Raw genomic sequence first — 12,108 nt, 5'->3', positions numbered from 1 at the left:
CGTCACCGCGCGGCGAGACCGCTGGATACGGTCGGGCAGTTCACCATCACAGTTCACGCAGAGTTCCGATACCCGGATGCTCTGATCGAACAACCGCACCGCTCCGATCTCACCCTCGCCGCGAGGCGACGGGACCGCCGGGCGGACCACACCCGGCAGGTGATCACCGGGGGCTTGATTTCCTCCGCCGGACCACACCGGTCCGGTTGTCGACGCCGTCAGTTCTGGCGGCAAATCCCACACCGGCCGAAACGGCCGGGCAGGAAGGAACTTCGTGAGCGACACCACGGAGCTGTTGGACAACACCTCGCGCGGCAAAGGGGCAGTCGGCCCCGGCGCGCTGAACAAGATGGTGCTGGCCGACCTCAAGGCCATGGCCTCCTCCATGGGCATCAAGGGACTCTCCGGCATGCGCAAGGGCGACCTGGTCGCCGCTATCACCGCCCGCCAGTTCAACGGCGATGGCGGTGGTTCCGCCGCAGCCACCACCAGCCGGGGCGCCCGGTCCGGCGCCGCGAACGGTTCCGCCGGGGGAGCGCCGACCGACGGCGCTGCCGCCGGCACGGCCGCCGCCGGGGGTGCGGGGGCCGGGGGTGCTGCTGCCGACGCCGCGGCTGATGGTGCTGGTGACGGTGGTGCCGAGCGCCCGGCGCGGCGCCGGGCGGCCAGCCGCAGGCAGGGCGCGCCGGCCGGCGATGCGCTGTTCGACGGCAGCGCAGAGCCGGCGTCCAACGGTTCGGTGAACGGCGCAGCCGCTGATTCCGGTTCCGCTGATTCCAGCAACGGCGCGATCACCCGGGATGCCGGGCGCTCGGATGCCGGCCGCTCGAGTGAAGCCGCCGAGTCCGGTGAGCAGCGGCAGCGCGACCGGCAGGACCGCCAGCAGGACCAGCAACAGGACGACCGCCAGCAGGGCCGGCAGCAGGATGATCGCCGGCAAGACCGGCAGGACGACCGCCAGCAGGACCGGCAGAACGACGGGCAGGGCGACGGCAACGAGGGCCGCAGCCGTCGTAACCGCCGCAACCGCAGGGATCGCGACAACACCGATTCCGGCCAGCAGAGCCAGGGCCAGCAGGGCAATCAGAACCAGCAGGGCCAGGGCGGCGGTCAGAACAAGAATCAGCAGAACCAGAACAACCGGGACGACCGCAACCGCGACGACCGGCGCGATGACGACGAGGGTGGCCGCGGCGGCCGTCGTCGTAACCGCTACCGCGACCGCAACCGGCGCGGGCGCGACCGTGGCGGCGACGAAGGCAACACCGAGATCCGCGAGGACGACGTGCTGCTGCCGGTGGCCGGCATCCTCGACGTGCTCGACTCGTACGCGTTCATCCGCACCTCCGGTTACCTGTCGGGCCCGAACGACATCTACGTCTCGCTGAGCCAGGTCCGCAAGAACGGGCTGCGCCGCGGCGACCACGTCACCGGCGTGGTGCGGGCGCCGCGCGAGGGCGAGCAGCAGCGGCAGAAGTTCAACGCGCTGGTCCGGCTGGACACCGTCAACGGGCTGCCGCCCGAGCAGCTCAAGGACCGTCCTGAGTTCACCAAGCTGACCCCGCTGTACCCGAACGAGCGGCTGCGGCTGGAGACCGAGCCGCACCTGCTGACCACCCGCGTCATCGACCTGGTGATGCCGGTGGGCAAGGGCCAGCGGGCGCTGATCGTGGCACCGCCGATGGCCGGCAAGACCATGATCATGCAGGCCATCGCGAACGCCATCTCGGTCAACAACCCCGAGGTGCACCTGATGGTGGTGCTGGTGGACGAGCGGCCCGAAGAGGTCACCGACATGCAGCGCAGCGTCAAGGGCGAGGTGATCGCGTCCACCTTCGACCGGCCGCCGTCCGACCACACCATGGTGGCCGAGCTGGCGATCGAGCGGGCCAAGCGCCTGGTCGAGATGGGCAAAGACGTTGTGGTGCTGCTGGACTCGATCACCCGGCTGGGCCGCGCCTACAACCTGGCCGCCCCGGCGTCCGGGCGCATCCTGTCCGGCGGCGTCGACTCCACCGCGCTGTTCCCGCCGAAGCGTTTCTTGGGTGCGGCCCGGAACATCGAGGACGGCGGTTCGCTGACCATCTTCGCCTCCACCCTGGTGGAGACCGGGTCGGCCGGCGACACGGTGATCTTCGAGGAGTTCAAGGGCACCGGCAACGCCGAGCTGCGGCTGGACCGCCGGCTCGCCGAGAAGCGCATCTTCCCGGCGATCGACGTGGACGGTTCGTCCACTCGTAAGGAAGAGCTGCTGATGAGCCCGGACGAGCGGGCCATCACGCTGAAGCTGCGGCGGGTGCTGTCCGCGCTGGACACCCAGCAGGGCATCGAGCTGGTGCTGGAGCGGCTGCGCAAGACCCGCAGCAACATCGAGTTCCTGATGCAGGTCGCCAAGAACACCCCTGGCACCGAACGCGACTAGGTTCCCGGCCTGCCGGCGTCCCCGGCTTGCCGGCGTCCCCGGCGGCGTTGGCGCGTCGTCCGGAGCGTCAGCCCGCGGCACATCACAGCCGAGTTCGCGCATCACAGCCGGAATGGTCAACTAACCGGGCTGTGATGCGGGAACTCAGCTGTGAGGTCGGCGGACGGGATGCGCTGCCGAGTTGTCCACAGGCGCCGTCTCCATCCGCCCATTCATCCACAATCTGCGGTCGGCAGCTGTGCGATGACCAGCTGGTGACCATGCTGGACGGGTGGATGCTGCCGCCGAGTTGGTGACCCGAACCTCGTTGCTGGCCAACGGTTTCAGCGACGCCGAGATCCGCACCCGGCTGCGCAGGGGCGAGCTGGAACCGGTGACGCCCGGGGTGTATCGGGTTCCGGTACCCGCGGTCTGGGAGTCGGAGGCATTCGTCAGCCGGTCGCTGGCGGTGGCGCACGGCACCAACGCATCGGTGCTCAGCCATCTCTCCGCAGCCGCCGTCTGGGGGCTGCCGCTGGCGCAGGGCACCAATACCGCTCAGGTGCAGCTCACCCGGAGCCGGCGCGGCGGTGGCCGGCGCGAGCCGCGGCTATGGGTGCACACCGCGCAACTCGCGGACGACGAGGTCACCACCGTCAGCACCGCCATCGGCCCGGCCCGCATCACCACCCCCGCTCGCACCCTGGTGGACGTCGCCAGAACCGCCCCGTTGTTGACGGCGGTGACGGTCGCCGATGCCGCGCTGCATTCGGGGCTGTGCCGGCCGGACGCGCTGATCGAGCACTTCGGTCGCCAAGACCGGCGGCCGGGCATCGCGGCGGCCCGGCGCGCGCTGCGTCTGGTGGACGGCCGCGCCGAGAGCCCACCGGAGAGTTGGGTACGGGTGGTCTTCGCCGAGGCCGGGCTGCCGCCGAGCGAAGCGCAGGTGGAGGTTTTCGATGAGCAGCGGCGCTTCGTCGGGCGCGCCGACGGCATGATCGAAGAGGCCGGGTTGCTGTGGGAGTACGACGGCCAGGGGAAGTACCGCGAACTGCGCGGAGAGCGTGACCTCAGCACGGTGATCATGGACGAGAAGTACCGGCAGGATTCCTTCACCGAGCTCGGCTGGTTGGTGCTGCGGATCCAGCGTCAGGATCAGGCGTCACCGAGACGGTTGGTGGAGCGGGCTGTCCGCATGCTGGCGTCCCGCCGCGGTGCGCCGAAACCGCGTGGCTTTTGGCGGCCGCTGCCCTGGCGCCCCCTTGAGCTGTGAGGTCGGGGCAGCTCACAGCCGAGTTCGCGCATCACAGCCGGATTCGTCAACCAACCGGGCTGTGACGTGCGAACTCAGCTGTGATGCGCCCGGACGCCTCGGACGCCTCGGACGCTCCGGATACCCCGGCGCCCGGGCGCCCGGGCGCGCGGGCACTGGATTCGGAATACGGCAGCGGGCTCGCCGGTTAACACTCACGTGGCCAGCCATGGCACACTGGATCGGCGCTGAAACACGGGTTTCGGCGCACGTCAACCCCCATCCCGGCACCGGTTCACGGCAGCAACGGTGACCGCCTCAGGCGGGCCGGCCGACCCGGAGCCCTCGAAAGGATCCACGATGAAGAGCGGTATTCACCCCGAGTACGTCACCACGCAGGTGAGCTGCGGCTGCGGCAACACCTTCACCACGCACAGCACCGAGACCTCCGGTCACATCAACGTCGAGGTCTGCTCCAACTGCCACCCCTTCTACACCGGCAAGCAGAAGATCCTCGACACCGGCGGCCGTGTCGCCCGCTTCGAGGCTCGCTACGGCAAGCGCAACCGCTAACCGGTTCTTGCGGCGCCCGCCCGGCTTCGGCCGGCGGGCGCCGTTTTGCTTGCTGGGCCGCACCTCCGGCACCTGGCCGAGTGCGTGCCCGCGTCACCCTGCACGTCCCCATCCATCGAATCGAGCTGTGATGACCACTGCCGCCGCGCACTCCGCGCTGCTGTCCGAGTACCGGGAGCTTGAGCAGCAGTTGGCGGATCCGGCCGTGCACGCCGATCAGCACACGGCCCGCCGGTTGGGTCGCCGTTACGCGGAGCTCACCCCGGTGATCAACACCATCACCGCGCTGGATTCCGCCAGGGCCGATCTCGGTGCCGCCAGGGAGCTCGCCGACGAGGACGCCTCGTTCGCCGAGGAGTCCCGGCAGCTCGCCGAGCGGGTCGACACCCTTGAGGCCGAGCTCGCCGAGCTGCTGGCACCGCGCGATCCGGACGACGCCAAAGACATCATCCTCGAGGTGAAAGCCGGTGAGGGCGGCGAGGAATCGGCGCTGTTCGCCGGCGACCTGCTGCGCATGTATCTGCGCTATGCGGATAGGCGCGGCTTTGCCACCGAAATCCTGTCCGCCACCGAATCCGAGCTGGGCGGCTACACCTCGGTCACCGTCGGGGTGAAGGCGCGCGGCAACCCGGCACCGCCGGACGGCGTGTGGGCCCGGCTCAAGTACGAGGGCGGCGTGCACCGGGTGCAGCGGGTGCCTGTCACCGAGTCGCAGGGCCGCATCCACACTTCGGCGGCCGGGGTTTTCGTCGCCCCCGAGGCCGAGGACGTCGACGTCACGGTGGATCCGAACGAGCTGCGGATCGACGTGTTCCGGTCGTCAGGGCCGGGCGGGCAGTCGGTGAATACCACCGATTCCGCGGTGCGCATCACCCACCTGCCCACCGGCATCGTGGTGAGCTGCCAGAACGAGAAGTCGCAACTGCAGAACAAGGAACAGGCCCTGCGCATCCTGCGGTCTCGGCTGCTGGTGGCCGCTCGGGAAGAGGCCGAGGCGGCGCAGGCCGACGCCCGCCGCTCCCAGGTCCGCACCGTCGACCGCTCGGAACGGGTGCGTACCTACAACTTTCCGGAGAATCGGATCGCCGACCACCGGGTCGGTTACAAGGCCTACAACCTCGACGCGGTGCTCGACGGTGATCTGGACGCGGTGCTCGACGCGCTGGAGTCCGCCGACCGGGCACAGCGGCTGGCCGCGGCCGGCGGCGAGGGCACCGATGGCTGACACCACGCCGCTGCGGATGGTGGTGCGGCGCGCCACCGATCAGTTGGCCGCGGCCGGTGTTCCCACTCCCAAGGTGGACGCCGAAGAGCTGGCTGCCTGGTTGCTCGGCGTCAACCGGACCAGGCTCTACCTGACCCCGCTGGTGTCGCCGTCGTGGGCCGACGAATATCTCAGCTATGTTGACCGTCGCGCGCAACGCGTTCCGCTGCAACACATCTTCGGGTCGGTGCCGTTCGGTGGCGCGCAGATAGCTGTCGGGCCCGGGGTGTTCGTGCCGCGCCCGGAGACCGAGCTGCTGCTGCAGTGGGGCCTCGCCGCGATCGCCGACGTGCGCGATCCGTTGGTGGTCGACCTGTGCACCGGTTCCGGAGCGCTGGCGCTCGGCGTCGCGGCGGCCCGACCGGACGCCAGGGTGATAGCGGTGGAGCAGCAGGCCGGTGCGCTGGCCTGGGCGCGCCGCAACAACGAGCAGCAGCTGGACGCCGGTGGTGCCGGTATCGATCTGCGCGGCGGTGACGTGCTCGATGCCAGGGTGCTCGGTGATGTCGAGGGGCAGGTCGATCTGGCGCTGGTCAACCCGCCGTATGTGCCCGACGGCACGCCGGTGCCGGCCGAGGTGGCCGAGCACGATCCGGCCGAGGCGGTGTTCGCCGGCCCGGACGGGCTGGCGCTGATCCGTCCGCTGGTGTCGGTGCTGGCGACGCTGCTGCACCCCGGTGCGGTGCTGGCGCTGGAGCACGACGACACCCAGGGCGAGTCGGTGCCCGCATTGTTCGCCGCCCGCAAGCTGTTTGCCGACGTCACCGACCACGACGACCTGGCCGGGCGACCGCGTTTCGTCACCGCCACCAGGGTGTCGCTGCGTCGGCACACCACCTGACCCGCCTCCCGCGGGAACCTGCGCCACTGCCGGGTAGTTGACCAGGTATGTCGGGGAACAATGGGAATTCGGGCGTGCCGTCCGACCTCGAAGCGGATTGGGAACCAGCGTCGGATTCGAACCCGGCATCGGTCCAAGGGCCAGATCCAGCGTCGGGCTCAGCCGGGCCGCAGGTTGCGGAGGTCGCGGCGGCGACCGGTGACGTGGTGGTCAGTGCGGACAACCTGCACTGCCGGTACGGATCTCGGGTGATCCTCGATTCGGTGTCGGTGCAGCTGTCGGCCGGTGAGGCGGTCGCCGTTGTCGGGCCGAACGGCAGCGGGAAGTCCACGCTGATCCGGTGTCTGCTGGGCCTGCAGGACCGCGGTGGCGGTCGGGTGTGGCTGGACGGCCGGCCGATGGTGGACACCGACCCGCGCAGCAGAGCAGCGGTCGCCACGGTCGGCGACGACACGGACTTCTTTGCCGAGCTATCCGTCGGCGAGCACCTGAACCTGGTGGCGATTGCCCACGGGGTGGCCGATTCCAACCAGGTGGCCGGTGAGGTTGCGATCGACGTCGGCCTGCTGGAGCAGTGGGAACAGCTGCCGGGGACGCTGTCGCAGGGGCAGCGGCGCCGGCTGGCACTGGGCCTGGCGTTGGTGCGGCCGCGCCGGGTGTTGGTGCTGGACGAACCGGAACAGCGGCTTGACGGTGAGGGTCGGAGCTGGCTCGCGCGTCGGCTGATCGCTGAAAAGGCCGATGGTGTAGCGATTCTGCTGGTGTCGCACGATCGGGCACTGGTGGACGGGGTGGCCGACCGGGTGATCGACCTGGGGTTCGCGGCATGACGGCGGCGTGCGCCGGTAGCGCTCCGGAGCCCGCCGTCGAGTCCGCTGCCGCAGGTGGGTCGCCGGACAGCGCGGACTACAAGGCCAGCCGGGCGACGCTGCGGCTGCTGCGATCGATTCGGCGGGACCGTCGTCGTGGCCGGGAACGTTCGGTCGACGGGGTGACGGCGGTGCTGGCGGTGTTGCTGCCGTTGGGCTACCTCGGCCAGCTGATCGCCGGGGTGATGATGGTGTGGGCGCCGGAACCCGATCCGGTCAGGGGTTGGGCTGTCGCCGGTTTGGCGACGGCGATCGCGGCGGGATTGCTGGCGCTGCTCCGCGCTTTCGGCCCGATCGCCGCCGGCCGGGCCACCGCCAGCCTGCTGCTGACCGCGCCGATCTCGCGGCGCCTGGTGTTGCCAAGGGCCATGCTGGTGATCGTCGCGCTGGGAGTGCCGGTCGGTGCCTTGCTGGCGGTTGCCGGAGCGGCTTTCGCGGGCGGCGGGGTGTTGGTCGACTACCTGTGGGCAGCCGCCGCCGGCGGCCTCCTCGGCGCGGTGTTGGTGGCGATAGCCGTGCTGGCGCAGGAGTTTCCACGGTTTCGGATGGTGCTCCCGGTGCTGGTGGTGGTGGCCGGCGCGCTGGTCGCTGCCGCGTTGTTGGCGCGCGTTTTCGGCTGGGCGTTGCCGGTGGTGACGGGTTGGTCGTTGGTCGTGGTGGTGATCGCGGGCCTTGCGCTGCTGGCCGGCGCGGCCGGGTGGGCGGCCTGGCGGGGGCTGGATCGGTTGCCGCGCAAGGAGTTGTCGGTGGCCGGCGAGCTGGTGACGGCGGCGCAGGCGTCCGGCGCGTTCCTCGATCCGTCGATGCTGTCGGGAGTGATGATCGACCGTCGCACCCAGCGGATCGGTTCGGTGCGCTGGCGTCCGCTGCCGCCGTCGCGGGTCGGGGCGCTGCTGGCCGTTGACGTGCGGCGCTACCGTCGGTTCCCTGGCGCCTGCCTGTTGGCCGCCGGAGCGCTGGCGCTGCCGTACGGAGTGCTGATGCTGATCGGCGCGGTGGGGGTGCCGACGGCAGCCACCGTCGGCTGTGTGCTCGCCGCTTCGTCCGCCGCGGTCGGCCTGCGCGCTGTGACCAGATCTGCTGCGCTGCAACGGATGCTGGGAGGTAGCACCTGGTCTGTGCGCTGGCCGCACCTGCTGTTGCCCGCTGTGGTCGCGCTGCTGTGGACGGCGTTATGCATTCCCGCAGCCGGACCGGCGCTGCTGCCGGTGCTTGCGCTGACGCCGCCGGCCGCCATGCTGTTCGTGTTGCTGCAGGCCAAGCGTCCTGAGCCGGACTACACCTCGCCGATCTACGAGTCGGGCTTCGGCATGGTGCAGCCACAGGTGGTCTGGGCGCTCGGACGCGGCGGGCTGCTGGTGGTGCTGGTCGGCATCGGCCAGGCCGTCATCGCTTCGGCGGTGCTCGGTTGACGCCAGTGGGTCGGGCGACCCATCGGTCACGCGGAAGTCGGAATCGATGAAATGCCGTTTCCGGTAAGCGATCTGTGCCAGGAATCGTCCGGTGGACCCCCGTGATGTATTCGTTATTTGTGTTTCTGGTTGCGGCGTGGTTTGCTCTGCTGGATTCAAGCCGTTGGGCGATGCGTTCGACTGTCCCTGCTGCCTGTGGGGGTGGCAGGAACCGGCTTGGATCCGCCCTTATTATTTTTGCTTTTCGGTGGGGGCGGGGGATCATCTGGAAAGTGGTGACATGAAGCGATTGGCATGATCTAGCCTCAAGCGGCGCAACCGGCATTCAAGAAAGAAGTCTGTGGGATGAAACGGGATGAAGAACCACAAGTTCGTTTTCATGTGCAAATAACTCGTCGAGACCAGTACCTGGTTACTGTACCGCAAGAAATGGCAATCGAGGACGGGATCGGCAGTATCGTGTACGACAAGATTCTCGAAGGCCTCTATGAGGATGAACGCCCTGGCATTAACAAGGTTTTAGTGGAGGAGATTGGTGGCGTCGCGGTGGTTCAGCTCATTAGCTCCACAGAGCCCGGTATTGGGGAGTATCCGGACCACCGCGATCCCAACTTCGACAACGAGCTCTTGGCTGGTCTTTCTCCCGACCTCAAAAACCCGGTAATCTACACGATTACCTAGTCGGGACCCGTCGTCGTGGCCCGATGTAGTCGGCCCGCCTCGTTGGGCCTATCTCCTGCACCACCGGTGTGAGACCGACCATCGGGCCAGTTACACCGATTCCCGGACAGTCCCCACCGTCAGATCCGATCGACACCGTCGGTTTAGACGGTAAGAGGCGCAAATCTAAAAGAACTACGTATGCGAAGTGTTCGAAGCAGTCCATGTGCCAACCTGCCGGAAACGGTTGTTGGTACAATCAGTACGGTGTTAAGCAAGTATGTTCCTTGGAGGCTTCGTGTTTGTGTGGACGGCGGGCTGGAATCTCGTGAAGGCGTTCGGGAGAACTACGAAAGTAGCGCGTTGGGCGATTATCACCAGTGTCGGTTCATTCGCGACGGGCTGCTGATCAGTATGTGTAACGGTAATAATAGGAACTATCAGTCGGAAGAGTCGGAAGCCCAACACCCCGGGTTGAATCAAGTGTTAGCGCGGCGAGCGAAGATTATAAGCTTTCTCATGCTTGCTGGGGCGCTTCCGTGGGAATGTGCTGCAGTGGTAGTACCCTGGTTTTACGGTAGCAAGGCAGTCATTCTCGTGGTCGTGGTTGCTATGGCTACCGCCACAGCAATGCCGCGGTTCGCCAGAACATTGGCATGGGGATCAATCGTCGTGGCATCAGCAGTTGCGGTCTTCGGGATACTTAATGTCGGACTCGGATCGAGAGCATGGCTTGCTTGGCTAGGATGCGGCTTCGCGGTCGCCGGGGGATGGGAAATCGCCCGCAAGCGATCAGGCAGTCAGAAGGAAGGCGGACGCGAACCGCCCCCTTGAGCGCTACGGTGGGCCTATAGGATGTTGTGCATTTGGTGATCGACACTGGTCGGACGATCGCGGAGGTCGCTCTGGAGATCGGTGCAGGTGAGCAGTTGTTGGGTCGGTGGATGGCCGGTAAGAGGGCCGCGGATGGCCGATCCTCCGCCGACGGTTGATACCGATGAGCGGGCCGAGTTGCAGCGGCTGCGGCGGGAGGTCGCTGGGTTGCGGATGGATCGTGATTTCCTGAAAAATGCGGCGGCCTTGTCGGACCCGTCGTCGTGTCCCGATGTAGTTGGCCCGCCTCGTTGGGCCCATCTCCTGCACCACCGGTGTGAGACCGACCATCGGGCTGGAGCGCCCCAGGTTCTCTGCCGCTCTCATACGGGTTGCGGCTCTCGGTTGTGGGTCGCGTGGTTCCGGGTGCGACGGGGTCGGCTGGGTTGTACACGCCGTTGCAGGCGCGGGTGTTGAACACTGATCCCGAGCTCGCATCGGGAAGCATGACGATGGGAGGAACGTTGCTGTGGAGAAGCGGCGGAGCAAGAGCAACGCCAAAGTAGCGGTTGAGCTTGCAGTTATTCTCCATCTGGTTTGTCGCGGTGACGTTGCCCTGGCAGGGGCCACCAGCGGTTGTCTTTTGGACCTCGATAGCCAGGGTGCTGTCGGTGTGCGGTGCGATCCTGGTGGTACTGCAGAGCGTGCATTGGCTGCGCGCGGCCCAGGTCTTGGCCTGGGTGGTCCTAGCTGCCGGAGTGGCAACTATTGCCGTTGGTCTTGTGCGCGACGGCATCGCCTCGAATCTGTGGCTTGTCTGGGTCGCGTGCGGCCTCGCCATCGCCAGGGCCGTAGCTGTGGTGAGAGCAAGTCCGGACGCGACACGGTAGCTGAGGAGAACCTCCGCCATTCATGCGCATTTGGTGACACTGGTCGGACGATCGCGCAGGTCGCCCGGGATCGGTGTGGGGTGAGCAGTTGCTGGGCCGGCGATTGATGCCGATGAGCGGGGCGAGTTGCAGCGGGTGCGGCGGGAGGTTGTTGAGGCCTATGCCACATGGGTATTACGGGGTGAAGGGTTCCAAGCCGCCGATGAGACCGTTGCTTCGTTCAAATCATGAAATAGGGTGCGACGCATGGAAAGTGGTCTACTCGCTGCACGGGCTGGATCAGTATGGCTCTCGATACATGACCAGTTCATGTGTCAGTTTCCTTTTGATTCCAAGAGGGAAGGTGCAAAGCGGTCTTGGAGCCTTGATGGACGGAAACTCGACCTGCCGTGGTATAGACAGCCGGGAAGTGGATGCAACCGTGAATCTGGAGAGAGGTGCAACGTGAAGAGCTCCGGCGGCGGACACTGAAGCGGGCGATCTCAGGGACCGTTGTGATGGCGGCGGGAGGGTTTCTAGTACTACAGCCGTAGATCGGGTTCTGGGCGTGTTGTCGCAGGTCAGGGCGGCCAACGCGTGATTGTGTTTGGTTGTGAAGACAAGCAAGGGGCCAGCCTGGCCGCGTGACTAGAACTGTCACCTGCTGGTGCAGCAGGCCCGATCGCGCGCTGGATCCGATTCCCGGACAGAATCAGTGCGAGACTGTGGGAGTGGGCAACTGCAACTACTACAAGTTCACCGTTGGCAAGTACCCGCCAGGCTCGCGACGCTGCTAGGACGCGACTTGATCGTGCAAGGAGGCAGATGTGATGACCAAGGTGCCCATTATTCCTAATCGTGGGATCGTGTTCGTCGGCGGAGGGCTGGTCATCGGTGGTTCGATCAACAAACTGGCTCTTCCCAGATGAGGGTGTAGGTCGGCCGGGCGCGTCGGTCCGCAGATAGACGTCGAGGTCTCCCGACGATGGAGGTTCCTACGCCATCCATCCGAAAGACCTCGACGTGACCGATGAAGCGTCACGGGTTTGGTACCGGTCGTGTTGTGTGGGCCGGCTCTGGTTGGAGCACGGTCAGTAGTCGATCGTAGTGGGCTTGTTCGTACTCGGCGGGTGGCTGGTAGTGCAGCCGGCTGT

At 67.1% G+C, this 12,108-nt stretch carries 8 protein-coding genes; all 8 read left to right on the top strand.

What is annotated here, in order from left to right; all coding sequences use genetic code 11:
* The first annotated feature begins 274 nt into the window (after positions 1 to 274).
* The 8 genes from rho to HKD39_RS17465 all read left to right on the top strand — a co-directional run bounded on the left by rho (position 275) and on the right by HKD39_RS17465 (position 9,293).
* Positions 275 to 2,422 carry a transcription termination factor Rho gene (gene rho / locus HKD39_RS17500; RefSeq protein ID WP_171201166.1) on the top strand — a complete coding sequence of 716 codons (2,148 nt, stop codon included), beginning with the start codon at positions 275 to 277 and terminating at the stop codon, positions 2,420 to 2,422.
* A gap of 271 nt (positions 2,423 to 2,693) precedes the next feature.
* Positions 2,694 to 3,674 (top strand): type IV toxin-antitoxin system AbiEi family antitoxin domain-containing protein, encoded by a 981-nt coding sequence (locus HKD39_RS17495; protein ID WP_171201165.1) that lies wholly within the window; start codon positions 2,694 to 2,696, stop codon positions 3,672 to 3,674.
* Between the two features lie 339 nt (positions 3,675 to 4,013).
* A complete protein-coding gene (gene rpmE, locus HKD39_RS17490; protein WP_171201164.1) occupies positions 4,014 to 4,226 on the top strand; it encodes a 50S ribosomal protein L31 in 213 nt (70 codons plus the stop codon).
* A 130-nt stretch (positions 4,227 to 4,356) separates the two neighbouring features.
* Entirely contained in the window at positions 4,357 to 5,451 is a 1,095-nt protein-coding gene (prfA, locus tag HKD39_RS17485; protein WP_171201163.1) for a peptide chain release factor 1, read from the top strand.
* On the top strand, positions 5,444 to 6,331 hold the full coding sequence (gene prmC / locus HKD39_RS17480) for a peptide chain release factor N(5)-glutamine methyltransferase (protein ID WP_171201162.1): 888 nt from the start codon (positions 5,444 to 5,446) through the stop codon (positions 6,329 to 6,331). The genes prfA and prmC overlap by 8 nt, the downstream gene beginning before the upstream one ends.
* A 248-nt stretch (positions 6,332 to 6,579) precedes the next feature.
* Positions 6,580 to 7,161 carry an ABC transporter ATP-binding protein gene (locus HKD39_RS17475; protein ID WP_343074763.1) on the top strand — a complete coding sequence of 194 codons (582 nt, stop codon included), beginning with the start codon at positions 6,580 to 6,582 and terminating at the stop codon, positions 7,159 to 7,161.
* On the top strand, positions 7,158 to 8,612 hold the full coding sequence (locus HKD39_RS17470; protein ID WP_171201160.1) for a DUF6297 family protein: 1,455 nt from the start codon (positions 7,158 to 7,160) through the stop codon (positions 8,610 to 8,612). Before HKD39_RS17475 ends, HKD39_RS17470 begins: the two co-directional genes overlap by 4 nt.
* Before the next feature lie 345 nt (positions 8,613 to 8,957).
* Complete coding sequence (locus HKD39_RS17465) at positions 8,958 to 9,293, top strand: hypothetical protein (protein WP_171201159.1); 336 nt, start codon at positions 8,958 to 8,960, stop codon at positions 9,291 to 9,293.
* The last annotated feature ends 2,815 nt before the right edge of the window (positions 9,294 to 12,108 follow it).

The sequence above is a fragment of the Nakamurella aerolata genome (assembly GCF_013002705.1).
In the GTDB taxonomy this organism is placed as follows: Bacteria; Actinomycetota; Actinomycetes; order Mycobacteriales; family Nakamurellaceae; genus Nakamurella; species Nakamurella aerolata.
This window is presented reverse-complemented; position numbering and strand designations above follow the sequence as displayed.

Coding starts and splice junctions, on each gene's coding strand:
- rpmE (WP_171201164.1), top strand. CDS start 4,014: ATGAAGAGCGGTATTCACCCCGAGTACGTCACCACGCAGGTGAGCTGC.
- prfA (WP_171201163.1), top strand. CDS start 4,357: ATGACCACTGCCGCCGCGCACTCCGCGCTGCTGTCCGAGTACCGGGAG.
- prmC (WP_171201162.1), top strand. CDS start 5,444: ATGGCTGACACCACGCCGCTGCGGATGGTGGTGCGGCGCGCCACCGAT.
- HKD39_RS17470 (WP_171201160.1), top strand. CDS start 7,158: ATGACGGCGGCGTGCGCCGGTAGCGCTCCGGAGCCCGCCGTCGAGTCC.
- HKD39_RS17465 (WP_171201159.1), top strand. CDS start 8,958: ATGAAACGGGATGAAGAACCACAAGTTCGTTTTCATGTGCAAATAACT.